The 25,719-nt window shown below is 33.5% G+C and carries 31 protein-coding genes; 25 read left to right on the top strand and 6 right to left on the bottom strand.

Annotated features, from left to right (window positions below):
* Nucleotides 1-289: 289 nt before the first annotated feature.
* From KQA_RS0216335 to KQA_RS0216345, 3 genes are all read right to left on the bottom strand, one after another.
* Nucleotides 290-865 carry a hypothetical protein gene (locus KQA_RS0216335; RefSeq protein WP_010182622.1) on the bottom strand — a complete coding sequence of 192 codons (576 nt, stop codon included), beginning with the start codon at nt 863-865 and terminating at the stop codon, nt 290-292.
* A gap of 69 nt (nt 866-934) precedes the next feature.
* Entirely contained in the window at nt 935-2,389 is a 1,455-nt protein-coding gene (locus KQA_RS19175) for a M23 family metallopeptidase (protein WP_157366746.1), read from the bottom strand.
* Between the two features lie 7 nt (nt 2,390-2,396).
* Entirely contained in the window at nt 2,397-3,905 is a 1,509-nt protein-coding gene (locus KQA_RS0216345) for a T9SS type A sorting domain-containing protein (protein ID WP_010182625.1), read from the bottom strand.
* Nucleotides 3,906-4,389: 484 nt separating this feature from the next.
* Here KQA_RS0216345 and KQA_RS0216350 point away from each other — a divergent pair, with 484 nt between their 5' ends.
* On the top strand, nt 4,390-6,828 hold the full coding sequence (locus KQA_RS0216350; RefSeq protein ID WP_157366747.1) for an alpha/beta hydrolase-fold protein: 2,439 nt from the start codon (nt 4,390-4,392) through the stop codon (nt 6,826-6,828).
* Between the two features lie 143 nt (nt 6,829-6,971).
* Here KQA_RS0216350 and KQA_RS0216355 read toward each other — a convergent pair whose 3' ends face one another.
* On the bottom strand, nt 6,972-8,525 hold the full coding sequence (locus tag KQA_RS0216355) for a transglutaminase domain-containing protein (RefSeq protein WP_010182627.1): 1,554 nt from the start codon (nt 8,523-8,525) through the stop codon (nt 6,972-6,974).
* A 102-nt stretch (nt 8,526-8,627) separates the two neighbouring features.
* On the opposite strand from KQA_RS0216355, the gene KQA_RS0216360 reads away from it, so the two are divergent.
* Nucleotides 8,628-9,779 (top strand): hypothetical protein, encoded by a 1,152-nt coding sequence (locus KQA_RS0216360; protein ID WP_157366748.1) that lies wholly within the window; start codon nt 8,628-8,630, stop codon nt 9,777-9,779.
* 220 nt (nt 9,780-9,999) lie between these two features.
* Here the strand turns inward: KQA_RS0216360 and KQA_RS20375 are convergent, their stop codons facing one another.
* A complete protein-coding gene (locus tag KQA_RS20375) occupies nt 10,000-10,152 on the bottom strand; it encodes a hypothetical protein (RefSeq protein WP_157366749.1) in 153 nt (50 codons plus the stop codon).
* Between the two features lie 33 nt (nt 10,153-10,185).
* On the opposite strand from KQA_RS20375, the gene KQA_RS0216375 reads away from it, so the two are divergent.
* The 23 genes from KQA_RS0216375 (at nt 10,186) to KQA_RS0216485 (ending at nt 25,026) form a co-directional block, all read left to right on the top strand.
* A complete protein-coding gene (locus KQA_RS0216375; protein ID WP_157366750.1) occupies nt 10,186-10,653 on the top strand; it encodes an LEA type 2 family protein in 468 nt (155 codons plus the stop codon).
* Nucleotides 10,653-11,609 (top strand): transglutaminase-like domain-containing protein, encoded by a 957-nt coding sequence (locus KQA_RS0216380; protein WP_010182633.1) that lies wholly within the window; start codon nt 10,653-10,655, stop codon nt 11,607-11,609. The genes KQA_RS0216375 and KQA_RS0216380 overlap by 1 nt, the downstream gene beginning before the upstream one ends.
* 6 nt (nt 11,610-11,615) lie before the next feature.
* Nucleotides 11,616-12,947 (top strand): hypothetical protein, encoded by a 1,332-nt coding sequence (locus KQA_RS0216385; RefSeq protein WP_010182634.1) that lies wholly within the window; start codon nt 11,616-11,618, stop codon nt 12,945-12,947.
* Nucleotides 12,948-13,006: 59 nt separating this feature from the next.
* Nucleotides 13,007-13,615 carry a hypothetical protein gene (locus KQA_RS0216390; RefSeq protein ID WP_010182635.1) on the top strand — a complete coding sequence of 203 codons (609 nt, stop codon included), beginning with the start codon at nt 13,007-13,009 and terminating at the stop codon, nt 13,613-13,615.
* A 134-nt stretch (nt 13,616-13,749) separates the two neighbouring features.
* A complete protein-coding gene (locus KQA_RS0216395; protein ID WP_010182636.1) occupies nt 13,750-14,379 on the top strand; it encodes a hypothetical protein in 630 nt (209 codons plus the stop codon).
* A gap of 96 nt (nt 14,380-14,475) precedes the next feature.
* Nucleotides 14,476-14,883, top strand: a complete 408-nt coding sequence (locus KQA_RS0216400; protein ID WP_010182638.1) for a hypothetical protein — start codon at nt 14,476-14,478, stop codon at nt 14,881-14,883.
* Nucleotides 14,880-15,119 (top strand): hypothetical protein, encoded by a 240-nt coding sequence (locus KQA_RS0216405; RefSeq protein WP_010182639.1) that lies wholly within the window; start codon nt 14,880-14,882, stop codon nt 15,117-15,119. The genes KQA_RS0216400 and KQA_RS0216405 overlap by 4 nt, the downstream gene beginning before the upstream one ends.
* 3 nt (nt 15,120-15,122) lie before the next feature.
* Nucleotides 15,123-15,416, top strand: coding sequence for a hypothetical protein (locus tag KQA_RS0216410; protein WP_010182640.1), 294 nt, complete (start codon nt 15,123-15,125; stop codon nt 15,414-15,416).
* A gap of 6 nt (nt 15,417-15,422) precedes the next feature.
* On the top strand, nt 15,423-15,740 hold the full coding sequence (locus KQA_RS0216415; RefSeq protein WP_010182641.1) for a hypothetical protein: 318 nt from the start codon (nt 15,423-15,425) through the stop codon (nt 15,738-15,740).
* Nucleotides 15,741-15,813: 73 nt separating this feature from the next.
* On the top strand, nt 15,814-16,563 hold the full coding sequence (locus KQA_RS0216420) for a hypothetical protein (protein WP_157366751.1): 750 nt from the start codon (nt 15,814-15,816) through the stop codon (nt 16,561-16,563).
* Nucleotides 16,564-16,580: 17 nt separating this feature from the next.
* Nucleotides 16,581-16,760: a hypothetical protein gene (locus KQA_RS0216425; protein WP_029209637.1), complete on the top strand. Its 180-nt coding sequence runs from the start codon at nt 16,581-16,583 to the stop codon at nt 16,758-16,760.
* Between the two features lie 44 nt (nt 16,761-16,804).
* A complete protein-coding gene (locus KQA_RS0216430; RefSeq protein WP_010182643.1) occupies nt 16,805-17,230 on the top strand; it encodes a hypothetical protein in 426 nt (141 codons plus the stop codon).
* A 3-nt stretch (nt 17,231-17,233) separates the two neighbouring features.
* A complete protein-coding gene (locus KQA_RS0216435) occupies nt 17,234-18,277 on the top strand; it encodes a hypothetical protein (protein ID WP_010182644.1) in 1,044 nt (347 codons plus the stop codon).
* Nucleotides 18,278-18,312: 35 nt separating this feature from the next.
* Nucleotides 18,313-18,705 carry a hypothetical protein gene (locus KQA_RS0216440; RefSeq protein WP_010182645.1) on the top strand — a complete coding sequence of 131 codons (393 nt, stop codon included), beginning with the start codon at nt 18,313-18,315 and terminating at the stop codon, nt 18,703-18,705.
* A 38-nt stretch (nt 18,706-18,743) separates the two neighbouring features.
* Complete coding sequence (locus tag KQA_RS19185; protein ID WP_010182647.1) at nt 18,744-19,199, top strand: CHAP domain-containing protein; 456 nt, start codon at nt 18,744-18,746, stop codon at nt 19,197-19,199.
* 9 nt (nt 19,200-19,208) lie between these two features.
* Entirely contained in the window at nt 19,209-19,898 is a 690-nt protein-coding gene (locus KQA_RS19190; protein WP_010182649.1) for a hypothetical protein, read from the top strand.
* A 6-nt stretch (nt 19,899-19,904) separates the two neighbouring features.
* A complete protein-coding gene (locus KQA_RS19195; protein ID WP_010182650.1) occupies nt 19,905-20,087 on the top strand; it encodes a hypothetical protein in 183 nt (60 codons plus the stop codon).
* A 4-nt stretch (nt 20,088-20,091) separates the two neighbouring features.
* On the top strand, nt 20,092-20,307 hold the full coding sequence (locus tag KQA_RS0216460; protein WP_010182651.1) for a DUF4248 domain-containing protein: 216 nt from the start codon (nt 20,092-20,094) through the stop codon (nt 20,305-20,307).
* A 102-nt stretch (nt 20,308-20,409) separates the two neighbouring features.
* Nucleotides 20,410-20,901 carry a hypothetical protein gene (locus tag KQA_RS0216465; protein WP_010182652.1) on the top strand — a complete coding sequence of 164 codons (492 nt, stop codon included), beginning with the start codon at nt 20,410-20,412 and terminating at the stop codon, nt 20,899-20,901.
* Nucleotides 20,902-20,981: 80 nt separating this feature from the next.
* Entirely contained in the window at nt 20,982-21,653 is a 672-nt protein-coding gene (locus KQA_RS0216470; RefSeq protein ID WP_010182654.1) for a hypothetical protein, read from the top strand.
* 298 nt (nt 21,654-21,951) lie between these two features.
* Nucleotides 21,952-24,255: a PHP domain-containing protein gene (locus KQA_RS0216475; RefSeq protein ID WP_010182655.1), complete on the top strand. Its 2,304-nt coding sequence runs from the start codon at nt 21,952-21,954 to the stop codon at nt 24,253-24,255.
* Nucleotides 24,255-24,512 (top strand): gas vesicle protein GvpK, encoded by a 258-nt coding sequence (gvpK, locus tag KQA_RS0216480; protein WP_010182656.1) that lies wholly within the window; start codon nt 24,255-24,257, stop codon nt 24,510-24,512. Before KQA_RS0216475 ends, gvpK begins: the two co-directional genes overlap by 1 nt.
* Before the next feature lie 145 nt (nt 24,513-24,657).
* The gene (locus KQA_RS0216485) at nt 24,658-25,026 is read left to right on the top strand and encodes a hypothetical protein (protein ID WP_010182657.1); all 369 of its coding nucleotides are present in this window, start codon (nt 24,658-24,660) and stop codon (nt 25,024-25,026) included.
* 193 nt (nt 25,027-25,219) lie between these two features.
* Here KQA_RS0216485 and KQA_RS0216490 read toward each other — a convergent pair whose 3' ends face one another.
* Complete coding sequence (locus tag KQA_RS0216490) at nt 25,220-25,648, bottom strand: hypothetical protein (RefSeq protein WP_157366752.1); 429 nt, start codon at nt 25,646-25,648, stop codon at nt 25,220-25,222.
* Nucleotides 25,649-25,719: the final 71 nt, after the last annotated feature.

The raw sequence follows: 25,719 nt of genomic DNA on the forward strand, positions 1-25,719 counted from the left end.
CCCTAGCTTGATTCTTTGCGTCCCTTGCTGTACTGGTTATTATAAATTCATCAATTCCTATGCTATCTGCAATTTCTTTGACTTTTTCAAGTGAACAATCATTTACAACTGAGTTATCAACATGTTGAGATTTTCAAATATAAGAATGGAGTTAGGGTGATACAATAATTATCAGTGATCAAGTAATGCCGCTAACGATACTAAAAAAATCCTAAAGTTTAGAAACTTTAGGGTTTTTTTTCAGCAATTTTGATGTAAACAAGATTTTATCATTCTAAATGAGACATTTTCATCCTAAAAAATTAATTTTTACGTTTATCGAAAATAATTTATTTGATTTGAAATTTAGGGTCAAATGTGTAGAGTTTTCAATATCAGTAATCAAAATGTTTTTTGCATCAGAATCAATTGTTGTATTTAATTTTTTAGAAACTTCATTAATTGTCATGCCAATTTTGATACTTTCTGACTGTATAACTTGTTTGTCAAAAATAGTAGCACTATACAATATTTTCTTTGTTGGTGTTATATAATATTCTATAATATCATTTTCATTTAAACCCAATTTTTCCCTTTTATCAATTTGATTTGGATTATGTCTATTTGGGATATCATTATTAGAAATAATTTTAGTATCAAAGTTACTCTTGATAGTTTCATATTTTAGAAAATTGTTTATAACAGAATATATTACTTTATCATTGGTTATTATAGTTTGTTTTTTTTCTTTATTTAAAGTCTTAATTTTAGAAGCTTCTACATCTATTTTTTTAGTAGAAATTATTTCTTCTTTTTTTACTTTGTTAATCTTATTATCCTTGCAGGAAAAAAATAAAATTAATATAGCTAAATATAAAAATCTCATGTTGTAATTTTTTTATTAATCTTTTATTTGTTTGAACAATTGTTCTAATAAAACTATAAATTATATTCTTTAGTCACAAGTTATTCCAAGTAATTCACCTAATTCATTTGGGGCATATCTTTCGTTATTATTTCCAAAAAAAGCACTTGTTGTCGGACTTGCATTAGTTTTTATAACTTCATAATGTAGATGAGGCCCAGTTGAATTTCCAGTATTACCAGAGCTAATAACTAAATCACCAGATAAAACGGAATCTCCTTCAGATAGATGCCTTTCTGATCCGTGAGCATAGAGTGTATAAACATTTCCGTCACCATCAGCTGAAGTACCGTGATTTATTATTACAACATTTCCGAATGAATTTGATAAATAAGATCTTGAGACAGTACCTTTGGCAGTGGCATTAACAGGGGTGTCTAAAGGAGTTCCATAGTCAGTACCACCATGTATAGGGGAACATTGCGGACATGTCCTGTTAGCACCAAATTCAGAGGTTACAACAATTTCTGAAGAAACGGGGCTATTTTCACATTTATTATCTAAAGCAATTTCACACCTACAAGTTTCTGAGTTAAAAACCTCTCCAAAGGGTATGGCACATCTAGTTGGAGGATTACAGCAATTAGTAGTGGCATTCCTATCAAAATCATTGCAATCTTTACCTTTAGTGGTTGATTTCCATAAACCTGGTGAAGGGTTAGCAACACTGATTTTACTACTTCTGTGGTAACCATCTCCATCAATATCAAAATACCATGTCAATTCTTTACAGTCAATATTTCTATTGGAATCACTATCATCACAATCTAAACCTTTTGTAGTGTCTTTCCATACGCTGGTTGGTCGTGTATAACTTTCTTTAACTTTTGAGTGATACCCATCGCCATCACTATCAATATAAAACTTAAATTTTGTACAATCAGTATTTTTATCAGTTCTATTATCATCACAGTCTTTTCCTTTTGTAGATGGGCTCCATTTAGAACCAGGGCTCTCTTTTGCCGAAGTTGTTGAAGAGTGAAAACCATCTCCATCCTTGTCCAAATACCAAACTTGTTTTTCATCTTCCTTTTTTGGAGGGGTGCGCGCTCCAGAAGAACCTCCTGGAGATGATCCTGGACTTGAAACAGGTATAGGTGGCGCTACTGGACTTGTTGGAACACCTGGTGGAGTCCCATCAAAACCAGGTCCAGTTGGCCCATTATCCCAACCAGGAGGAGGACCTGTTGGTTGAGGAGGTGATGGAGGTGATGGAGGTGATGGAGGTGATGGTGGTGCAGGTGGTGGTCCAGGGGGTATTATATCAGCTCCGTCACCAGGAGCTGGCGGTGGCGGTGGCGGTGGTAATGGCGGTGGTGGCTGTATTGGCTCAACTGGCGGCGGCGGTGGTGGTGGCGGATTCAAACAAGAGTTACATGTAGGGGGTAGTCCTCCAGTTTCGTCAAATATTTGGGAATAACCTTGAGTAGTTATCGTCATTATGAATAACAAAAATAACAATGTTTTGATTGAATTATTTTTCATTATCATTTTATTCTTTGATTATTAATTTAGTATGTACAATATTTCCGGTGGTCACACGAATTACATATAGCCCATTGGGAAATGTACTTCCATCTACATGGTATAAATGCTTACCCGCCTGTTGTGTTTCATTAGTAGTAATATTTTGAACAAAACTATTATCTAATGGATGAATACTGACTGTTGCAAGGCTAGTTTTATCTAAGTTATACTGAATTAATAAATCTTTTTTAAATGGATTAGGGTATGTGGTAATAAAACTCTCTGTTTGTGAATTGGCTAAATGATCCAATAATTTATTGTCAATTTCTTGACCATTGTCAGTAAGTGTTCTTGTATTACCTAACACCAATATCATTGATGGAGCGGGTTCTTGCCAATCAACAACTTTGGCATCAATATTAGCTATTAAGTAACGGATATTATCTATTTTTTTAATTTCAATGGAATGAATTGATAGCAATTCATGGCTTAATGTAAATTTGGTTCTGCTATCCTGATAAATCCTCGGTAATTGCAGTGTCGCTTTATTTAGATAAAAACTATTTTCAAAAAAAATACCATAATTGCTACTTGTCTGTTTGTTAATCGTCATTGTATAGCTTAAGTCATTTGTTTGATTATCTTCATTAAAAACTAAGCTTACTGGAAAACTACGATTCATACGCTCTCCCGACCAATCAAGTTCTATTAATTTTCCTTTCCATTCTCCAATTAATGATTTTTTAGTCAATCTAGTAGTGTTTTCTTGAGCATTTTCAGTAATGGATTCACCTATCACTTCGTTAATTTTAGAAATACTAAATTCAGTAGCTTTGGTAGTATTATCTTTTTGAATTCCTAAATCTAATAAATTAGGATTAATATCAAGATGGTTGACTAAAACATTACTATTGTCACAATATGGATTATCTAACCATAATTCATATGCTTTTTCTTTATTTATAGGCATGCCGTATCCAAAATAATTGCATATACCTAAAAAATGTTTAGACATAGGATAATTACTTTTTTTAAACCAGGTTATAGCTTTGGTATAATCTTGTGTTATACTTCCTAAGCCTTTAAAATACATGTATCCAATACTATATGCTCCTTGGTCATAGCCTAGTTCGTAAGCTTTTTTAAACCATGAAATGGCGGTATTAAAATTTAATTTACAGCCAATCCCTTTTTTATAAAATACGCCTAGTTCATGAGCTGCGTTTGGTTGATTTTGTGATGCGGCTTTTTTAATATATTCAAAAGCTTTTTCTTCATTAATTTTCACTCCATTTCCATGGGCATATATATGCCCTAAAAGATATTGTGCATTCAGATCATTATTGTCTGCTGAAATGAGCAATAACTGTAAGGCAGTAGCCTCATCTTTAGCTACTACGTCTGTTCCTGTAAGCATGTCATATGCTGCGTCAGTTAATTGAGAATAACTATCTATTTTATCTTGAGCTTTGCCTAAATAAGACATTAAAATAGCTCCAAGAAAAACAGTTGTTTTTTTGAATTTTTTCTTCATTTGCTAATAAATATTTTGAATATGTATTGGTTAATTAATAATAAGTCAAAGCTAAGTCGTTTATTTTTATTTATTTAGAAGTAAGAAGTACTGATATATTTTACATTAAATAAACATCGATAAAAATGAACTATATCCGATGAAACACAATGAGTATAATGCGCATTAAATACTTATAAAAGAGTATAGCCATTGAATATTAGAGTGTTATTATGAAATGTTAATTTTTTGTTAAAAAATTATGTAAGAATAATTTAATAGGCTTTTAGTACAGTATAATGAATGACTCGTAATTTAATTTTTTAGCTCGTTTAAAATTTATTTTTTAATCTTATGAAAGAGAACTTGTTTCTGTTATATTTGAGAACAATACTATTAAATTTATTGTCACTTGAACTTAGAAAAATCAAAAAAAATAAATACTTGTAATTTTATTTTTTTTTCATTGTTAATATTAACAAATCTATTTCCAGGATATATTTTTTTGGAAAAATTTCATTTGTGGACATTCTTGACAGCACTTTGGGGTATGTGTATGACTTATTTTCAAAAAATAAAATTTACATATATTGATGGTATTTTAATATTATATTTTGGTTATTTAATTGCTCGTTTTTGCGTTGCCGTAGATTTACCCGTATATAAAAGTTCAAGATTTATAGAGCTAGTTGCTTATGGCGTACTTTACATACAAATAAAAGGCTTTTTATGTAATCTGAATTATACTAAGAATATAAGTAGGGTAATTTATGTTATTATAGGTGCTTGCTTTTTTGAGGCTATATTAGCAATACTTCAATACTTTGATCTTTTTGCCTCTTCTAATAAGTTTTTAAAGTTGACTGGAACTTTAAGTTCTCCTAATTTTTTAGGTGTTTTATTTAGTTTAGGAAGTGGATGTATTATTTGGCTATTGTATATCAAAAAAGAACGCAGAAAAAAAAAGAGAATATTATTGTTTTTCTTACTAGGGGTATTCCTTGTTTTAATTCTATTATCAAATTCTAGGACCTCTTGGCTAGTTATATTAACAAGTTTTTTATTATTTTTTTTCGAGTCTGAAAAATTGAAAGAATTCAAAAAAAATAATACTAAAGCAAAACAAAATTTTTTAATATTTATAATATTTATTTTGACAATTCCATTTTTGTTTCTTTTATATAATTACAAAAAAGATTCTGCTGATGGAAGATTACTTATTGCCAAGATAACGACTTCTGAAATTTATAAAAAGCCATTTTTAGGACATGGTTTACTCTCATTTGAAAGAGATTATAATTTGGTTAAAACTTCCTATTTTAATAGCAGTCCAAAACCATGGAAAGATATTAAAATAGGAAATTATGTATTTAATCCTTATAATGATTATTTATTTTATTTATTTGAAATTGGTCTTTTAGGAGGAGCTTTCATAGTTCTTTTTATATTTAGTATATTTTTTTACCACAAAAAAACGAGTGTATCATTTTTAGGAATAATTATTCTTTCAATCTTATTTATTTCAGCTTTTTTTATGCCCGTTACAAAAAAAAGTGTTTTTATAAGTATTGGTTTTGTTGCTATTAATTTACTTGAATTTTCTAAAGTCAGATATTTAGCAAAATATTCTATTAAAAACTATATCAGCACAGCTTTTAATAGCAAAAAAAGCTTATTCATAAAGTTTTTTATTATTGGGATTTCTAGTAGTTTACTATTTTTTTTATCACTTAATATTATACAGTCAAAAAAAATCAAAAAATTTTATGATTTATCGAAAAAAGACAAAGTAAAAGTATCTACACTTGATTTAACTAACTTATTTAAAAGTGAACCTTATAGGAATGGATATTCTCAATTTTTTTATGGTCTTTATCTGTATGATAAAGATCCTAAAAAAGCAATTAATATTATGGAGAAAGCATATGCACAAAACAACTCCCCTAGATTAGCACAAAGATTAGCTCACAAGTATTTGGAAAATGGAAATTTAAAAAGAGCTTCAGAGTTATATAAATCTAATATTGGTAATGAACCATATAGGTTTGAACCCAAAAAGAACTTACAGGTCATTTATGGATTGGTTTTTGATCAATCCAAAAAAGATTCAATAGCCAATTTAATTATTGATTTTCCTGTGAAGATCCCTTCAAAAAAAGTCGATGAATATAAGCAGTATAGTCGAAATACATTAAAAAGAAGTCAATTTAATAAATACCATTATTCTGATTCAGAATTTAATTTAAAAGGGAATTTATCATATCCACAGTTAATTGATAGTAAAGAGTATTGTAGAAAAATGAAATTTAGGCTGTATTTTCCTGATATATCACTAATAAACAAAAGATTACAAGTCGTTTATTTAGCTGATGGCCAACAATATGTTAAGGATAAAAGATTTGTTGAAACTGTAGATAAATTAATTCATGAAGGAAAAATAGCTCCTTTAATTCTAGTGTTTTTAGATTCTTCAGGTTATGATAACCCATCAATAGATTATAGACAAGATTATTATTTTTGTAATAGGGCATATGTAAATTACCTAACTCATGAACTTATACCTTATTTGGAAAAATACTACCCAGTGAGCAAGGAGCGTAATGGACGTAGTATTATGGGTTATTCCTTTGGTGGGTTGTTTGCTGCTTTCGCAGGAATGGAGGCTCCTGATTATTTTAAAAATGTGATTATGCAGTCACCCGCTTATCATCCGTGTCCAGATATTTATACCAATTATAATACTAAAGAAACCTTAGACCTCAATATGTATTTGAGCTATGGTACCGGCAAAGACACAGAAAGTCAAGATATACCTATGATCCAAATTTTACAAGCCAAAGGCTATGACTTAAAAGTAAACAGAGAAGAAGGTGCCAATCATGAATGGCATGTATGGATGAACCAAACTAAAGATATTTTTAAACATTATTTTAAAATTGACTAAATCTTTCTGGTGTAAGACCTAAGACTGCTCTGCTTTTGACGTAGCACATAAGATTTATTTCAAAATGCAGTTCTCGATACCATTTTTTTCATTTCATTACAAAAATCACCCGAACTTGCATTTTGAAAATACATCCGCTAAAATTAATACCAAGTAATGCTGTGTGTTTTGGGATCAATAGTAAAAATACGTTCAAAACCGTCAATTTCTTCTTGGGCAACCATCATAAACAAGGCATTTTTTGGCACGTTTTTAAAATTCACGCGATTATTTACACTAGGCACAAAATCGCCCAGCGGCTTCCATTCGCCATCCCAATAGCGTAATTGGTAATGCTTTTCATCTTCAATAAAAAAAGGATTGTAATCTTCGTTATTATTTACAATTTCATTGTCTCTAGTCAACGTACAATCAAAAGTATCTTTAAAATTAGGCGTGAGTAGTGTCGTGGTACCATCGGCATTACTTAAAATAGGAAAACGCTCTAGTGTAAAAGTATTGTTCTTTAAAGTGGTAGGCAGGTATACAATATTTCGTCCCATATTGGTAAAACTGGCGTTTCCGTTTTTATCCAAACGGCTCCATTGTGTCGGTTTCCATTTAAACTTGTTAAACACATTTAGGTAAACATGAGTTGTCACAGTGTTTGTGTTGAATGTATAATTTACGGTACTTACGGGAACATACTCGGCAGTAACATCAATATAATTTTTAGTGCGTAAAAATCCTGGCGGAATTTCATTTTCGGGAATTTGATTTGCTAATGCTCCTTCTTGAATTGAATACGTGGTTCTAATAACTTTACCAATACGTTTGCGGGTTGGAGCAATATTAGTAGCGTAATGATACCCATCAAAGGCCAAATGATTCCCGGTACTATCAATAATACTATTCCAAAAATGCCTGTTGGATGAAGCCGCATGGTGTGGCGTATAATCAAAAGTAACAGGTAAGCCTACGCTGCGCGATGCATAAATAGCCAAATTAGCATAATCTGTACACGTGCCTTGGTTGCGTAATGTTAATTGTTTAGGACCAAGTGCCATAATAGGCTCCTTGCGTTTAAAAATGAATTTAAAATCGATCTTCATTTCGTCCATAAGCAGACCAAGCACTTCCATAGGATCTTTTTTATTTTTTGCCAATCTCGCTTTTTCAAAAAAAGTATCGCTGTAATCGGCTCTCCAGTCTTGCAGAGGCTCGATTAAACTGCGGTAGGGTAAAATATATTCGCAAAAAGTATCAAAATCATAACTGGAAGCCCAAGGATTAGTGCGCCACATTTTAAAGGCCAAATCAATATTTTGGATTAAAAAATCAGCTTTCATTACGTAAATATCTTTAGTAATCACTTGTCTGGGGTGTACTTTAATACTATCGGTTAATTTGCCAAAGACTTCCAAAGCGGTATCAAAATCTGGGTAGTCAATATCCTCAAAATTAGTATCCTCTTCATATGTATTATACCATCGGCAAGCTTGCGAATAATGAATGGGCATATGTTTAATTAAAAAAATAGCCGCTTCGTATTTTTGAGAATCACCTGCATTTTTGTAATGATCCAATACCTTTTGGAGTTCTATTTTGTTTCCGGCAGCCATTTCTAAAGCCTTGGCAACACTTTGCGCATAAAGTGAGCTAAAATTGATTATATAAAATAGAATTCCTGTGCTAAGTGTGCGTGTAATAAAACTCATATGCTAGTAAAAAAGTTGGTGTAACAAAAAAATCACTTTTTTTTGACTTAATACACACTGATCCAATTATATTTACTTCAAAAACTATAAAAAATAAAAATTGTGGCCTTTAACTATTTCCTAAGCTTACTAACTGTATTAATGTGCTCCCTATTAAGTTATGGACAAGCAAGTGATGCCGAAAAATTACAAAAAACCCTCACTAAAGCCACCGAGATTGGTTTAAACGACACACAAATTGAAGGAATTAAAAGCTTATATGCCGAATATAATGAGCAAGTAGCGGCGCTTAACGCGAAGCAAAAAACACATCAAAATGAAACCATTCTTTATTTAAATAGTGAAGATCAAGAGAAAGGCGATGCCTTGTTAAATTTTAGAAAAAAATTAACGGGACTTATAGACATACACGAGTTTGAACGCTTATTTGGCTTTCAGTTCAAAGATCGTATAGAGCAAGAAGCCGCAGCAAAATATGAGGAAGCTGTAGCCACGTATACATTTACAAAAAAACAGCAAAAGTTAGTAAAAGACACCTTTTTACTAAGCACTAAAAACGAAATGATGACTTGGGCGTATTATACCTATGATCCGAAAATAGCCTATGCAAAAACTACCGCAGCAAAAGCTACCGGCTTAAAACGATTTAATGATTTATTAAAAAGCTTTGAAATACAAAAAACCATCCCCGTAACAGGAAATCCTAAAATGGAGCATTTGGTAGCTATGGCAAAAAAGGCTGCCCTTACGGAAGAACAAATACAAAAACTACTCCATATTGTTTCCAAACGCGATGATCAAATTGCTGTGTATCCTAGTATTTGGGCAAAAGGCGATGCGAATTACGTGCTTAACTTTCATGATAAAGTAACAAGTAAGGAAGAAGCACACCGACAGTTTAAAGAGGATTTAGCCAATTTGATCACCTTAAATCAGTTTAATACCATGTTTAAGGATCAATTGCAAACCCAGATAAAAAGAGATGCCTACAATCATTTAGTGGAAGCAGGGAAGGTGTATAATTTTAATAAATTAAGCTTTGAGCAAAAAGAATCCTTAAAAGCATTGTTGCTAAAGCACTATACCAACAAAAAAATGTATAACGAATACTACGAATACGATTGGACATTGCGAACTCAAAAATTAAGAGTACTCCAATTCCGTTTTGAAAAAGCTTATAAAAAAGCCTTAGATGAATTTGGTATAACGGCAGGTTCGGCAAAAAAATCGGGGGCTAAAGGTTTTGATTGGTAATTACTAATTAGTCTTTCAATTCGTTACCTCCCCTCCCCAAACACCTGACACACCAAGCGAACCTCCCAAGGATAGAGCAATTGTCTTTTCCCGGTATTTAAGCCTTTAACTTCTTTTAGTTTTTTGCGTAGTGTTTCGCGGCTAATCCCAAATCGAAGTGCTAATTCGGCTTTACTTACAAAACGTATATTTCTATAGTCATCCATATCAAGCTGTAGTTTTAAGTGTTTTTAGAACCAATAAAAATTGAAGTCCCCATAAAAAGCAGTAATGCCATACAAAAACCTTCTACAAACCAAAAATACCTAGTAAACACCCGTATTCCATAGCTTAAACCAGCAGTAACAAGCCCATTTGGAATAGGGATTTCCATAGCATTTCTTTGAGTAAAACAATAAGGAATTTTATGGTCATGTTAAAATGGATAGCAGGTGGAGCAGCGGTATTTTTTGCAGGGAGGTATCTTTCTCAACTACAAGTAGCCTCAAAAAATTTAGTGGCAAAAGTAGGCGTGCAAATCCGTAAAGTCACCTTATCCGGCATAGAGCTAAAAGCCATTGTTAAATTACAAAACCCCAATCCTGCCAAACTCCAATTGCAGCACCCATTTGTACAAATAAAATACAAAGATGCCTTACTTGGGAGTTCGGACATTCAAAATAAAGTGCTGACCATTCACCCGCATAGCGAACAGACCTTTAACATCAACATCCGATCAGCAGGATGGATTAGTCTAGTCCAAGTATTAGGCACCGAACTCGCAGGACAAATTAGAAAAGGCAAAAAAGTACACTTTGGAATAACGGCGATTACTTCAACACGGGTAAATAACCTGCCCTTTGTAAAGGAAGATCATATTCAAATATCGATTTAATGCAAGCGCAAAAAAGAAGACATATCCAATTAGGTCAGCAGTTCAATGGACATTTTCCTAGGGCTACCAATCACGATACCGTGATTCGTAAAAATGCAGGCTTGGATGATACGATTAGTTTGATGCTGCATATCATTTCAGAAACCAAAGCAGATACTAAAAGCATCGCAAAACAATTAAAACGAGGATCAATATCTCAGACCTGTGAGGCGATTTGGAATTTTGTGTACCATCATATCCAGTACAAGCGTGACAAAACAGGCATAGAGCAAGTACGCAGACCATCTCGCAGTTGGGTAGACCGTAAACAAGGGGTGGATTGTGATTGCTACACGGTGTTTATTAGCAGTATTTTGAGCAATCTCAATATTTCACATGCCATTCGAATTACCAAATACAACGGAAGAGCCAATTTCCAACACGTTTATCCTATTGTTCCCCATGGGAATAAGCATATCACTTTGGATTGTGTTACCGATGCCTTTGATCACGAAGTCCCTTTTTCGGGTCATAAAGATTTTAAAGTTTCACCAATAGCCTCGGTAGCTTTAAGCGGTGTAGATAGTTTGGATGTGTTAGAAAACTTATCAGGAAACTGTCAGCCAACATTGGCATTACGAGTACCTCAAAAGATCAATTGCAGACCAAAATACAGCATGCCTTGCTGTCCACCTCCAAGTAAAACGGCACCCACTATAATTATAGCTAAAACTCAACCCCAAATGACTAGACAGCCTGCGCTTAGGCTAAAAAAAGAAGCCAAAGCACAGGTGTCTTTGCTAAAAAGTAGCGCCCCAAAATTATTTAAAGGTCACCAAGTACCCGAATTACCAAGTACCTCAGAACTACTCATAAAAACCATGTTGGTACTCGGAGTGGGTTATGGCACCTACCGCTTATTTAGCCCCAAAAAGAAAACAGTGACCAAAAAAACTAAAACAAAAATTTCAAAATAACAGCTTATGGAACTACATCGTTTAGACGGCATTTATACAACAGGCTTAGATAATTTGGATATACAAGATATAGACCATGAGTTGGTAGACGAGGCAGTGTACAGCATTGGTTCCATAGCCACCTTGGAAGGATTAGGTACCATAGACAATACCGAAATCACCCATGAGATTCTTGATGAACACGGAAATATAGTCATGTACGCCGATGCCCATGAGAATTTGTACAGGCTCAATGGGTTGGAAGGTTTTTTTAAGAAGATAGGACGCGGTTTAAAAAGAGCGGGTCGTTTTGTAAAAAAAGCTGTGGTAAGACCCGTTAGAAAGGCGGTAAAATTCGTCGGGAAAAAAGTAGTCAAACCCGCATTTAAATTTTTCAATCGCTTTTTAAATCCAGCGACCATTTTACTTAGAAATGGCTTTTTATTAGCCATGAAACTCAATTTGTTTAAAGTAGCAGAACGCTTACGTTTTGGTTACCTAAGTGAAAGTGAAGCCCGAAAAAGAGGCATGAGCATGTCAGGTTTTGCCAAACTCAAAGGAATTGTGCGCAAAGCAGAACGTATTTACGAAGGCGCTGGAGGTAAAAAACGCAACCTTAAAAAAGCCATTTTAAAAGGAAAAGGCAACAGCAATCGAGCCGTTCCCTTAAATGGGATTAGTTTAGGAATGCTATCAGAAAATGAAAGTTATGCCGACGATTTTGAACGCTTTGTTACCGAAGGAGATATTGAGGTTATAGAAGAATTTGTAACTGCCGAAGAAGGTATCGAAATTGAAGGTTTAGGAGCGGTAGTTTCTGGCACCGCCATTGCCGCAGCTTCTGGAGCAGTAGCTAGTGGAGGGAAATTGCTTAGTAAAGTAACAGGAGTTTTTGATAAGGCCAAAAAGGTTAAAAATCAAGTCAATCAATTGATACGACCAAAAAGATCCAGTAGCCCGTCGCGTCCAAGACATACACTAAAACGAACCACAAGTTTTATCCCCAATCACCCCAATAATCATCCGATACCTAATTCAAGAAGTCAGGTTACCCGGAGTTTTAATCCACAGATAAAAACAACGACAGTGGTACAGGAATCTTTTTTAAAAAAACATAAAACACCCTTACTTATCGGGGCAGGAATTCTAACTGCGGGTGGAATTATTTATGCAATTACCCGAAATAAAAAAAGGGAGATCACTAAAAGTGTAAATGGAGTTCCAAATACCCCTAAAAAACGGGATGCATTAGGTCGTTTTACAAGTCAAGCAAGCAACACAATAAAACGAACTCTAAAAAAGAATACGTCCACTAAACGAAAAACTTCTAAAAAGTTTGTTCCCAAAGTATTGCTGTAAACCTGCAGACAGGCTTCAAACTTCATAAAAAAGAAACTGGAATTATAAAAAACAAAGAAATGAAAGCACATACAAAACATAGTTTTATAGAAACGGGCAAAAATGTAGGATCTGGAATTGTGGGCATGCTCGCAGGGTCAGCCGTGGGGAGGTATTCTTTACTCATTGGAGTAGCCACTACTTTTGGAGGCGCGTATTACCAAAAAGATTGGTTGACATCTTTAGGCGTAGGCATGGTGGCATCTAATGGTTTTTCAAAAACAGCTCCGCAAGCACAAATTAATGGTGTTGATGGATTTCAAGATGAACTGACCAATGCCAAAGAAAGAGCCACGAGTTCTTTAAAAGCCTTGGGTAAAAAATTATATCTGGATAAGCTTTCTCCTTCGTTGGGACAAAAATTAGGCTTAGGGAATTTAGAAGATAGCCCCTTAGTATTTGTAGGCTCGGAAGTTGCAGATACTGGAGATTTCGATACTTCGGAAGTGGATGAAATTATCCGTCAGTTGGAAGAAGGTTCTTTTGAAGGCGATACCTCCGACATCCAAGGCACACCACAAATAGTAATGAACACTGATCCGATGGAAGGCATGGAAGAATTCGGAAACCTTGATATCGAAGAACTACAAGGCGCTAACGATATCATGGAACTCAATGCAGTGGCGTAGTGGTTGATAGTTGGTAGTTGATAGTTGTCGGTTGTGAGTTGTGAGTTGCAATTACCGAAAGCAAAAAGCCAATAGCTAAGAGCTAACAGCCAATAGCCAATAGCTAAAAAATAAACAAAAGAAAAACAGAAATCATGAATATGAAAAAATCATCTCGTTCGCAATTCTTGGAAATTGTCAATGCACACCTTTCTTTGAGAGATCAAGGAAAAAAACACGATCCATCAATGGTTAAAATAGCCGAGGGTATTAAGGACAGTCGTTTGCAATTAGCCGATGCGGCTTATTACGCCATCAAGTACGCTGGAAAAAAAGCGACCATTCACATGTTCGAAACTCAAGATTCCAAAGAAATTGGGATTACCAATGTGACTCAAGCCAAACTCCAAAAAGACCGCTTGTTTTTATGCAATCGCATCATTTTACTAGCGGCTCAGGTCGAAGGTGATTTGCCCGATACAGGACTTGGCTTAAAAAAGCTACAGAAAACCACCGATTTTGGCAGTATCAAATCGGTATTGGGTTTGCAAAATGGTGTATTTACCCTCACTGCCAATAAAAAACTGATCATTGACGAGCGTCCCATGCAGGAGTTTGTTACCGACACCAATAGCATGATCAATTTAGGGACCTATTATTTGGAGAGTCCACGCTTTATTCGTGATGACGAAGAATTTGAATTTCTAATAGAACTCGGAGAAGATGCCCCAGAAAAAACCTTTATCAAAGTGGTGTTGGCAGGCACATCAACCGTACCTGCGTAGATTTTTGGCATGCCTAGTCATAGTCCTAAGCTTACTTATTCAATACGTCACCTATTACTATTATTAACCCGATTTTTTAAATCCAACACACCTCTTATGAGTACCACTGTAAACAAATCCAAAGTCAAAGAAAGTCGCATCGTGTTTCAGTTAAACATCGATAAAAGTGAAGGCATTATAACTTCCAACGGTTGGGAATTCCCCAAACAAACCAAAGCCATAAAAGGCATCCAGTTAAGTTCAGATTACCCCAACAAATTATACCATCGCGGAAGTCAACGTATCGAAATCGGCGGCGATGAAATTTTCCCAGATCAATTTCAAAGTAGCTTACTAATGTCTTCATTGGCCGTAGCTCCAAAAGAACGCTTTTTTGATTTAGGCGAAGTAGCGCCTAATGATTTGTCCGTTAAAATACGCTACCAAGATGAAAATCACAGTCAGGCAGTATTTAATGGAGGCTACAAACTTATCGTCACTTTTTTAATTGATGAAAGTGTATGAAAATTATAGAAGAACACTGTACCGTAAAAACCCTGCGTCGTAGACTAGTACCCATAAAAATCAGTACTAAAAACCAAGGGAATCATATTCGCTTTGAGCAAAAGCTACCCTTTACCACAGCAAAAGTGGTCGGGGTGCTTCCAGTGGTTTCCATTATTTCCACACCATTAATTATTAGTAATCCAGGCGATGGCCTAGATAGTAGCTTCCCAGACGAACAAACACAATTCAGTTAACAAATGAATGCTATTGGAACTTTAAAATTATATGCCAAAGATGGATTGTTTTACAACGAAGTATTACAAGTGCCACAAGCCTTTTTTACGGGTTCCGAGTTTTCTTTTTTTTCAGAATTCAAATGGGCGGGCAAGGCTGCACTACTCGATAAACATGAATTCATTCCTGTGGAGGTTGATGGGTGTACCGAATACATAACAGGAAGTTTTGATTTGATTACGCAAAGAAATATAGCCTTTGATGGCAGATTGGATGTAGCCATTACAATTTGGTTGTTAGTTGAAGAAGAAATATAAGATGCTATGAAAATTATTTGCCCCATAACCTATGCCAAAAACCGAGTAGCCGAACGCGGATATGATAATTTCAGAATGGTGTATCGTGATTTACAATTACGTCCCAGACAAACTAAAATCATCAAAGCCTATAATGAGCTTTGGTTCATTTTAGAAATAGACCGGCGCATTAGAGTAAGTTCCGATTACGGAATTTATGATGATACGGACAAACAACTTTCGGAACAAATACATGAACATGCCGACCGTATTGAAATTTTAAACCGAGCCAATAGCATACAACGGATTACTTGCTTGCAAATCATAATGGCTTTAAAACAGTAAACACATGGAAGAATCAGCAAGAAGAATAAGACGTCCGGGTTCAGTTCGGTTAAGCGATGCCCAGTATCAGGAAATGGATCAATTAGGGATTGAAAATGAAAGCGCCTATGTAAAATACAAATTGGGCCATGCCAAACAACACCTAAAAGTGATCAAACAACATGCTTCGGAACCGCAAAAGAATAGCATTCCACAAAATACAACACCTCAAGCTACTCCGACGATGGCAAGTCAGTTAATCATACAAGGACTAGAATTTAAAAATGAGCAGCTCGAGCAACAGTTAGCTGTCTTAGAGCAAACCAAAGATCAGGCATTGCATGGCATTCACACACAAGTAGGGAACCTACTCAAAGAAGAATTACAACGCAGGGATTTTGAGGAGCTGCAAAAAGAAACTTCTCAACAAAAAAAAGACATTGAAAAGTTGGAGAAGGCGCTAACAAAAAGCAAAACTGAAACCGAGGAAAAGGAAGCAGAAATCAAAAGCTTATTAAAAAAGTTAGGCTTTATTGAGCTAGGCAAAACCTTATTGCCAGGAGCCATACAGGGACTCGCCAAACGCTTTCCAAATCAAATGCAAGGACTCGCCAGTACATTGGGAGCTATTGGAGCCGATGCTTCGGCAGAATTACCGAATGCTCTTAGTGAAGAAGCGCAGCATTTACTACAAATAGCCACTTACTTTAAAGAATTGTTTTCGGAAAGTCAATTTGAGAAAATGGTGCAACTGGTTATCAAAATAGGCGAAGGCATGGAAACAGATACCGAACTTTTGGATAAAGTGATGTACTACGTCAATAAAATGCACCAGTCATCATAACATAAATACCTAAAAACATGAAAGAAGCAGAAATCAAAACTCCTGTAAGAGTAACAGATGCCCTTCAGGAAGATCAAGTAAAAAAAGCCTTTGAATTAATGGTCGTTAATTTTAGAGCCGAAGGCATTATAAAAATGGCACAGCTCTTCAAAACGGATCCTTTTGTACGCTCTATTGTAAAGAGAAAACTCAGTTGAACCAGTATTCCATTTAATTAGGAATTCAATCTAATCCCTTAGTTATGGCACTTCAAAAACTAGCCTTGCAAGCCGCATTAAATAGGCGTCCAAAAATCAGTATTTCAAACCAAGTAACTACGGTGCTATTAGCAGGTGGAGTGGGTTTAGGAATCTTTTTTGGAATACGCGCTGTAGCTAAAAACTTTAAAAAGGGCATTCGGGAGCGTCAAGCACTTATTCCCAATAACCCAGCCGCCTTTGCCTCGCAATTGAAACTGGCTTTTGAAAATGACAATGCTTTTGGTTGGGGAACAGATGAAGCGGCTGTATTTAGTACCCTTGAAGAAATTCCGAACAAAGCCACCTTTAACAGTGTACAACGTGCCTACCGTGACCTTTACGGAAAGAATTTATCGGCAGATTTAAAGTCAGAGCTTACCGTAGCGGAATACAACCAGGTACTGCAAATCATTAATGCTAAATTTTAAGTGATGAAAACAACTTCTAAACCAAAACCCACAAAGGCAAATCCTCAAAGAGCTAGACATACTACCCGACAAGCCACAGCAAAACCTGTAGCAAAAAACAACGCCACAAAATTGATGGGTTATGCTGCAGGTGCAGGGATTGTATTGGGAGTAGGCTATTTAGCATTTACCTATTTTCAAAATAAAGCAGCACAATCAAGAGCCTTACCCGATACCAAGACTAGCAACAATACTACTTTTCCAACAAGAATTACAAACAGCAACAACCAAAATAATCAATTTCCTTTACGATTAGGAAGTCGAGGGGCTTTAGTGAAAGTTCTGCAACAACTACTTTTAGCCAAAGGCGGAAAAAGTGCTGCCATTATAAAAAGCACAAGCCTGAAAGGAAATAAGGTAGATGGTATTTTCGGATCAGGAACAGCAAAGGCACTTATTGCTGCAGGCTTGCCCACTCAAATTTCGCAAGCACTGTTTACCAGTATTTCAGGAAAGGAAAATCAAACCCACACATCATCAGTAAAGCCTCAACAACTTGCTGCGGGATTAATCACGGCTGCCAATGCTCGAAATCTGTTTAGTACCCTAAATGGCTTACAACAAATTCAGAATGCAAAGCAGTATGTCGCGGTGAGTAGTTTCTTTAAAAATATACGCATCAATGCTATTCGAGTAACCTCACTTGTTAATGCCTTGCTTAGTGTGTCATTTAAAAACAATACCCCAGCAAAAAATAAAATACGCGCTGAATTCAGGCGAATGGGCTTGCAGCAAAATAGTCGAGGTATATGGGTGATTCCTAGTTTAGGAAACTTGGATACGCCCGAAAAACTGCGTGCTTATATGAATGATCAGCAACGATTTGCTTTGGCCATTACCGATAAGCCTACGCTATTAAAAATGACAGACGGTACTTTTTTAACCCCACCATTGCATCCCAATACGCTTGTAGGTTATGTAGAGCAAAGTGCCAACGGAATCACACAAATTAGGTCCCCCAAAGGAGAGCGTGTATATGCCCCTTCTGTGAATTTAAGATTCATTTAGCTCAATACTAATTCAATTTTTAAACCCAATACCTTATGGAAACAATCAAAAAATGGAAAGCACAACTCAAAGCAGTATTCAAACCTTTAGGAGCCTATTTTAAAGTATGGCGCGAATTTTCATCCTTAGCTGTCGGACTATTTCTATGGCTTCAAAGCGCTACTTTTTTACGATGGATAGATCCCACTGCAGGCACCTATGATGCAGGTATTTTTCAGGTGTACCTTTTTGCTATTATTGGGCTGTTTATTTTACATGGCGTCATTCGTATTTTAATGAAACTCATCTGGCCCACTTCAGAAAATTACCTAGACAATCAATTTACTCACGATTTTAAAACCATTACCCCATGGCAAAAGCTAAAACTTTCTACCTCCATATTTTTTGGATTTTTATTTGCAGTAGTCTTACTGGCCAGAGTGCTTTAGATTCATCAAAGTACAGTCAACGAAACTGTTTACGTGAATTGTACACTAGTCAAATAGGCATTCGCGAATATGGAGGAGCCAATCGAGGCCATGAAGTAAAAAGCTATTTAAATGCAGTAGGTTTGGACGAAGGCTATCCTTGGTGCGCAGCATTTGTAAGTTGGTGTTTTCAACAGGTTGAAATTACTGCTCCTAAAAGTGCTTGGGTTCCTAGTTATGCGATCAAATCAAAAATAATTTACAAGCAAGGACATATTAGTACACGAAAACCAATGTATGGAGATGTGATGCTCATTTGGTTTAAAAAACTAAACCGAGCTGCACATATAGGTTTTATTGATGATTGGGGAACTACGTGGGTCAGCACCGTAGAAGGAAATACGAATAAAGATGGTTCGCGCGAAGGAGATGGAGTATACCGTAAACGAAGGCTTAAACGTCAAATTTGGGCAGTAACTAATTTTATTGACGAGGCTTCAAATCACAATGAATAGAATAAGATTATGCTACAACAAACCAAAGCTTTATTACGAAAGAACGGCTACAAGCTATTTACTAGAGCTTACGAACTGAATATTGTGGCTTATCGAAGTCGGTTTATTCGCAGTAATCAGTTTGATGATGAAATTCACGTGTTTTATAAAAACGAAAAAGGCAAATGGATTTATCACATTTTTAAAGGGACCACGGATCCGGGACAGTATTGGTTAGCTCATCCTCAGAATCCTCAAGGCACGGCTTTTTTGAAAAAAGGACAGTATGTAAATGGTTATGCGATGGGCTTTCATAAAGGTAGGTACGAAGCTTTAGTGCAAACAAAACCGGTAACAGTTATTCGGAACTATAACCGAAGAGGCTTATTCAATTGGATCACTTCGGGAACTGAAGACACGGGGAATTTTGGGATCAATGTACATCGTGCCTTTGCCCAAGGTAATGCAAAAGTAATAGATCATTTTTCTGCAGGATGTTTGGTGTTCGCTAATGCGGAAGACTATTCGTTGTTCATACAACTTTTAAGAAAACACCGTAATATTCATGGCAATCGTTTTACACTCACACTCATGGATTTTAGAGACAAACGCCGAAGCTTATACAGTAAAATTGCCTGGTTTACATTGCTTAGTGGCGGTGCTTTTTTAGTGCATAAAGCCTATCAATATCAACAAAAAGAAACGCTTTATCTGAATTGATACAAGATGAATTTTTCTAAAAACACTAAAAAAGCAGGGTGGGTACTGGTTGGGAGTAGTATCGGCTACCTCATTGCCAAAAAACTAAACAAAAAGGACAACTATCTCTATATTCTAGTAGGTGGATTTATTGGCACCTGCATTGCTGAAGAATTGCTAACCGAAAGCACCAAAACCTTAAAAAAATAGCCCTATGAACACAACGTATTTTGAAGGAGAACAACCCGTAAAAGTGAAAGCCTATTACAAAAGCGAATTAGCTAAAATGTATAATGTATGCTCCAAAACCTTTGCCAATTGGATTCATATTTACCTGGAGGAATTAACTGCTTTTGGGTATAAAAAAACAACCAAGCTACTAAGACCCGAAGTGGTCCGGTTTATTTTTGAGCGCTTGGGGGAGCCTTGAGATATTAAAATGTAAAATATTTATTTAATTGATTTACTGTATTTTATATTCATATATTCGTAAGCAACTATGGTAATTTTTGATTATTAATAACTAACGAGGATGCAGATAAATGAAGTTTTAGCTAACAATTGGAGAACAATAGATGTTGAATATTCCAATTTTAATGATGTTTTGAAAGATATTCCTTCCCAACCGGGCATTTATAAAATACGGACAAACACTACAAAAGAAATACTTCGAGAGTTTGGAGCAAGAAAAGACCCTAAACATTATAATTTGAGGAAAAAAGTTATAGCATCCGATGCAATTCCTAATTCCATTAAAATTACCCAACAAGCAAATAGCCAGTATGTTGTTTATAGTGGTCATAGTTTTAGTCTTAAACAAAGGTTTAGAGAACATTTTAGAGGGTCAAAAGGAACAGGTTGTTTAGCACTTTTTCAATTAGAAAAGTTACGTGATTTTAAATGGTCTTTTCAATTTATTAGCTTAAATGAGGTAGCAGGGTATAATGATAGTAAATTATACAGGACATATTTAGAACAGCACCAGAGAATAAATATGGAATGGCCCATACTTTGTAGTCAATAGTAAAATCTATACAAAAAAGACTTTGAAGGTTTGCTAAAAAGGCAAGTAATTCAAATTAACTATAAAGCTAAAATTATAAAATGCTAGATGATAATATCATATTAGAGGAATTAAAAAAAATATTTTCGTATAAATCAGCTAAAGAAGAAAATCAAACTATAATTGATAGAGGTTTTGTTTGTTCAAAAATGAAATATGCTAAGGTTCTTTTTGTTGGCATGAATCCATCATACACAAAAGATGCTAAGATTGAAAATTATCAATATGACATTGACGAAGCTGTAAAAAGATATCCAAAGCATTATTCAAAATTCCCTCAACTATTAGAAGGCACAAAATACAAGGACAATTGGTCTTATGTTGATATGTTTCAATTTAGAGAAACAAGTCAAAAAAGGATTATTGATTTTATGAAACATGATCCTCAATTTTTGGCAGATCAATTACTTTTAACTCATAAAATAATAAGTCAATTAAATCCTGAGCTTATTGTAGTGTGCAATAGTTTCGCTGCTACCTTTTTTGGAATTAATAGAATAGAAGATAAGTATGTTTGGTACGGATATGATTTTGAATTTGATGAGGAATATGGAATAGATGTTATAAAATCTAAAAATGAAAACTCTATTTTAACTAAAAATGAGGGCTCATTAATCGGTAAGCAAATTTTATTTACTAGTACCTTAACTTATAAGCCAAGGTTCGATAAAAGACGATTGCATTGGCAGATAAAGAGGCTAGTAAATAAGTGAAAATTTAATTGATTCTATACTAGAAGTTAAATAGTGATATGAAAGTTTAAGTTCTTAAAAATTAATATTACTTAATTGATTTTAAGTGTATTAAACAATAAAATTATAGTGTTTGTTAAAGCTATTTAGTTTTGAAATAGTCACTTAAACTCAAAATAATAAAAATAAAAATAAGAATCAGAAATTGAGGTTTCCCGTAAATTACATTTATGGGCTTTAAATATATTTGTTTAGGTATTTTAATTTGATTAAAAGTCCAAACACAAATGAGTTATCAGTAATCTAAAAACAAACGACATTGAATCCAATTTACTTAGATACACATATACATACTTCGGCAAACCCGAATCAATTAAATGATGATTATGACATAGATTTATTAGTTAAAAAGATTCACGAATTTAATAAGGATTCTGATTTTCTAATCTCACTTACTGATCATAATACGGTTAATAAAAGTGCTTATCTAAAAGCAGTTGCTTTGAATTTAAATATAATTCTTGGAATAGAATTACATATTAAAAATTATAATGATTGTCCAGCATATCATTGTCACATTTATTTTAACCTCAAAGAGATCACGGAAGATGTTCTTGATGAGATTAACAAAAAATTAGATGAATTATACCCTAATAAAGAGGTAGAAAAAAAAGATTCAACAATACCAACTATTCAAGAAATAATAAACAAATTTGATTCCTATGAGTTTATGTTACTGCCACATGGTGGTCAATCTCACGCTACTTTTAACACCTCAATACCAAAAGATACCAGATTAGATAGTACTTTAGAAAGAAATGTTTATTACAATCATTTTGAAGGGTTTACTGCAAGAGGTGATAAAGGTTTAGAAAAAACACAAGATTATTTTAAAAAGCTTGGAATAAATGAGTTTGTGAATCTTGTAACTTGTAGTGATAATTATACTCCAACTACATATCCAAATGGGAAGGATAAAAATCCATTTAATCCAACTTGGATGTTGGCAGAACCTACTTTCAATGGTTTAAGATTGTCATTATCCGAACAATCTAGATTGATTTATTCTGAAACAAAACCTAAATTCTATTCAGAGCATATTCAGTCTGTTTCTCATGAAAAAGAAAATATCAAAATAGATATTGAATTAACCTCAGGACTAAATGTAATAATTGGAGGTTCATCTAGTGGAAAAACTCTACTTGTTGACTCTATAGTTAGATGTTTAAATAAAAATACGCATGAATCTATATATCTACATTATGGAATTGAAGATATTACGATTGTTAACCCATCAGGTATGATACCTCACTACCTCTCTCAAAATTATATTATGGGAGTAGTCAATAATATTAGTGAAGATAAAATTGAAAACATAGACATAATTAAAAGAGCTTTCCCTGGAGATGAGGACGTTAAAACAAGTATTAATAATGGGCTACGTGAATTTAAAAAAAACATACTCTTATTAATTAGTAGTGTCAAAATTCTTGAGGAGGAAAGCCAAACACTACAGGCCATCCCAATTATTTCAAGATTAATAACAAAAGAAAACTTAGAAACTAATATTTATGATAACCTTCAACCTAGAGAATTAGAGAATGAAAAACTAAGGTTTTCACAATCAGTTTACGATGGATATGTTCAATCCTTAGATGGTATAGATGATTTTTTATCAAAGTATCCATTTATTGTTCACGATTCTGATTTAATAAACAAACTTAAAATAGAATTAACAGATGTTTTAAACATATCAAATAAAGAAAAACTAGTTAGATATTTACTTGAAAATGAAAAAGAATCATATAATGAAATATTAAAACATTCAAATTCTGAAGAGCAGACAAAAAGGCAAAGCTTTAATAAGCTTTTAAATTCTTTAAAAAAATATGTTAGAGCTTATAGAAAATTTCATAGGACAATCAATTCCATTTCAAATTATACTCTCAATTTTGATTCAGAAGAAATAGAATCAATGGGGCATAAATTATACATTGAAAATGACTTTATACTTAGTAAAGATAAATTTGTTGAAGTAGTTAATCATTTCTTAAAAAACAAGATAGATACTTTTGAAAACATAATGCCTGAACTTTTGTTTGAAAGTAATTTTAAAAAACAGAAACCTAAAGTTCATAATTATGATGACTTTGAAAATAAAATAAATAATAGTTTTGAAGAGCTAAATAAAAAGAAATATAAGATAATTACTAATGATGGTCGCGAATTTGATAAACTCAGTCCTGGTTGGAAAACTTCTGTAATTTTAGATATAATTTTAGGATATGATAAAGACAGTGCACCGATAATCATAGACCAACCAGAAGACAATTTAGCAACAGACTACATAAACAAAGGATTAGTTACTGCTGTCAAAAAAATTAAAAGCAAAAAACAAATAATATTAGTTTCTCACAATGCAACAATACCGATGCTTGCTGATGCGCAAAATATCATCCTTTGCAGAAATGAAAACAATAAACTAATAATAAAATCAAGCCCATTAGAAGGTCAAATTGAAGGGACAAGTGTTGTTGATCTTATAGCAAAAATTACTGATGGTGGTAAGTCATCAATTAAAAAGAGAGTAAAAAAGTATAACCTCAAAAAATTTAGTGAATAATGAAGTTAATATTTAATAAAGAAGAGAATAATGATATAACAGTCAAAATAGAACAAGAACTCATTCCTGTTGAATTTACTTATACAGAAATGATTAAACAACTTCTTGAAAACAATTCGATTGATGATACTGATTTTGGAAATCTTTCAGAAAATGAAAAAAGCAATCTTGGAGATATGTTAAGCAAAATTTCTAATATTTTTGATGAAGAAGAATTGATAGAAAATGATGATTTAGAAGAAATTAATAAAGAATAGCTATTAAAATCTAATTGAATATTTTAATATTGAGCTTTAAAATCACTTAATAAATTATGCCATAAAAATTAGATATCTTATTATAGGGTATGAGTATATGTATCTGAATATTTTTTAGATTAGAAAATTTAATAATCGATTATCTATGAATGTGATTAAAACAAATGAAAAAATTGAAATTTTAAATTTACAGTTAGAAGTTTTTAAATTATTGCATGATAAACTTGGTTATAGGTATTGTAAAAAATCAGGGAAAGAATATTTTTTAAAAAAAGAATACGGAAACTACACTATAACAAATATTCTAAATATGAGGCATGATTTGATAAAGTATATTAAAATTAATTTTTTACAATTTAGTTTTAGTGAAAATATTTCTTTAGAAGAAATGTTAAATATAATTTATACAAAAAAACCAGTTACTAAGGATTATGCAAGAATTTATCTTGAATTTAATTCTGAAATTTTAGTAAATGATTATATAATTAGCGAAGGTAAATTTTTAAGAAAATAAAGTTTTAAACTATTACTTTCTACCTGTATATTTCTATAAAAATTATTTTTTGAGTAAACATTAATATTCTAGAATGAATATTAATGTTTACTTTTTTTAAAGTATTATGTAAAAACACATAACATGTTAAAATAGAAATATATCCAATTGTTAGCCCCATAAAGTATTTTTTTAATAAATACTAGCCTGTTAATCAAATTTCGCGAATAAAACTTTTGAATTTCGCTTTTTTATTTTCAGTCATTTTTATCCATAATCTACTCATTCCCATTTCGGCAAACATATATTCTTTGGTAGTTGGGAATAAAGTTTTTATATCGGTTTTAATTTCTTTGCTCAAGGAGCTTTTTTCAAATAAATGATATGCACACATAAATGTTACTCCATATATTTTAGAATATCGATCAAAATCAACTTCTCGAGATGAGTTTATTTGCTTAATGTTAAAGGATATACTTCCGGCTGATTTTTCAAAAATTTTCGGGTACGTTTTTTTTAATTGTTGATAAACGTTAACGATATCTTTATTTTTAGCATTATAACGATAAGACATTAATTTAAATAGATAAAACTCAGGTTCAGTATAGTTTAATACCTCCATTTTACTGATAATGAATGCCATTTTTTCGTTAAATGGCTATTTCGGAGTGACCATGCCAGTGATTTCGGTCAAACAGTGCCACTCATAGAGGT

It is taken from the genome of Aquimarina agarilytica ZC1 (assembly GCF_000255455.1).
Classification (GTDB): domain Bacteria; phylum Bacteroidota; class Bacteroidia; order Flavobacteriales; family Flavobacteriaceae; genus Aquimarina; species Aquimarina agarilytica.

Excerpts from the sequence above, each read along its gene's own strand:
- KQA_RS20375 (WP_157366749.1), bottom strand. The coding sequence starts at position 10,152 with ATGGAAATCCCTATTCCAAATGGGCTTGTTACTGCTGGTTTAAGCTAT.
- gvpK (WP_010182656.1), top strand. The coding sequence starts at position 24,255 with ATGAAGTTAATATTTAATAAAGAAGAGAATAATGATATAACAGTCAAA.
- KQA_RS0216410 (WP_010182640.1), top strand. The coding sequence starts at position 15,123 with ATGAATGCTATTGGAACTTTAAAATTATATGCCAAAGATGGATTGTTT.
- KQA_RS0216380 (WP_010182633.1), top strand. The coding sequence starts at position 10,653 with ATGCAAGCGCAAAAAAGAAGACATATCCAATTAGGTCAGCAGTTCAAT.
- KQA_RS19175 (WP_157366746.1), bottom strand. The coding sequence starts at position 2,389 with ATGAAAAATAATTCAATCAAAACATTGTTATTTTTGTTATTCATAATG.
- KQA_RS19190 (WP_010182649.1), top strand. The coding sequence starts at position 19,209 with ATGCTACAACAAACCAAAGCTTTATTACGAAAGAACGGCTACAAGCTA.
- KQA_RS0216485 (WP_010182657.1), top strand. The coding sequence starts at position 24,658 with ATGAATGTGATTAAAACAAATGAAAAAATTGAAATTTTAAATTTACAG.
- KQA_RS0216405 (WP_010182639.1), top strand. The coding sequence starts at position 14,880 with ATGAAAATTATAGAAGAACACTGTACCGTAAAAACCCTGCGTCGTAGA.
- KQA_RS0216375 (WP_157366750.1), top strand. The coding sequence starts at position 10,186 with ATGGTCATGTTAAAATGGATAGCAGGTGGAGCAGCGGTATTTTTTGCA.
- KQA_RS19195 (WP_010182650.1), top strand. The coding sequence starts at position 19,905 with ATGAATTTTTCTAAAAACACTAAAAAAGCAGGGTGGGTACTGGTTGGG.
- KQA_RS0216355 (WP_010182627.1), bottom strand. The coding sequence starts at position 8,525 with ATGAGTTTTATTACACGCACACTTAGCACAGGAATTCTATTTTATATA.
- KQA_RS0216335 (WP_010182622.1), bottom strand. The coding sequence starts at position 865 with ATGAGATTTTTATATTTAGCTATATTAATTTTATTTTTTTCCTGCAAG.
- KQA_RS0216415 (WP_010182641.1), top strand. The coding sequence starts at position 15,423 with ATGAAAATTATTTGCCCCATAACCTATGCCAAAAACCGAGTAGCCGAA.
- KQA_RS0216345 (WP_010182625.1), bottom strand. The coding sequence starts at position 3,905 with ATGAAGAAAAAATTCAAAAAAACAACTGTTTTTCTTGGAGCTATTTTA.
- KQA_RS0216395 (WP_010182636.1), top strand. The coding sequence starts at position 13,750 with ATGAATATGAAAAAATCATCTCGTTCGCAATTCTTGGAAATTGTCAAT.
- KQA_RS0216460 (WP_010182651.1), top strand. The coding sequence starts at position 20,092 with ATGAACACAACGTATTTTGAAGGAGAACAACCCGTAAAAGTGAAAGCC.
- KQA_RS0216400 (WP_010182638.1), top strand. The coding sequence starts at position 14,476 with ATGAGTACCACTGTAAACAAATCCAAAGTCAAAGAAAGTCGCATCGTG.
- KQA_RS0216440 (WP_010182645.1), top strand. The coding sequence starts at position 18,313 with ATGGAAACAATCAAAAAATGGAAAGCACAACTCAAAGCAGTATTCAAA.
- KQA_RS0216430 (WP_010182643.1), top strand. The coding sequence starts at position 16,805 with ATGGCACTTCAAAAACTAGCCTTGCAAGCCGCATTAAATAGGCGTCCA.
- KQA_RS0216435 (WP_010182644.1), top strand. The coding sequence starts at position 17,234 with ATGAAAACAACTTCTAAACCAAAACCCACAAAGGCAAATCCTCAAAGA.
- KQA_RS0216390 (WP_010182635.1), top strand. The coding sequence starts at position 13,007 with ATGAAAGCACATACAAAACATAGTTTTATAGAAACGGGCAAAAATGTA.
- KQA_RS0216420 (WP_157366751.1), top strand. The coding sequence starts at position 15,814 with ATGGATCAATTAGGGATTGAAAATGAAAGCGCCTATGTAAAATACAAA.
- KQA_RS0216470 (WP_010182654.1), top strand. The coding sequence starts at position 20,982 with ATGCTAGATGATAATATCATATTAGAGGAATTAAAAAAAATATTTTCG.
- KQA_RS0216385 (WP_010182634.1), top strand. The coding sequence starts at position 11,616 with ATGGAACTACATCGTTTAGACGGCATTTATACAACAGGCTTAGATAAT.
- KQA_RS0216465 (WP_010182652.1), top strand. The coding sequence starts at position 20,410 with ATGCAGATAAATGAAGTTTTAGCTAACAATTGGAGAACAATAGATGTT.
- KQA_RS0216425 (WP_029209637.1), top strand. The coding sequence starts at position 16,581 with ATGAAAGAAGCAGAAATCAAAACTCCTGTAAGAGTAACAGATGCCCTT.
- KQA_RS0216490 (WP_157366752.1), bottom strand. The coding sequence starts at position 25,648 with ATGGCATTCATTATCAGTAAAATGGAGGTATTAAACTATACTGAACCT.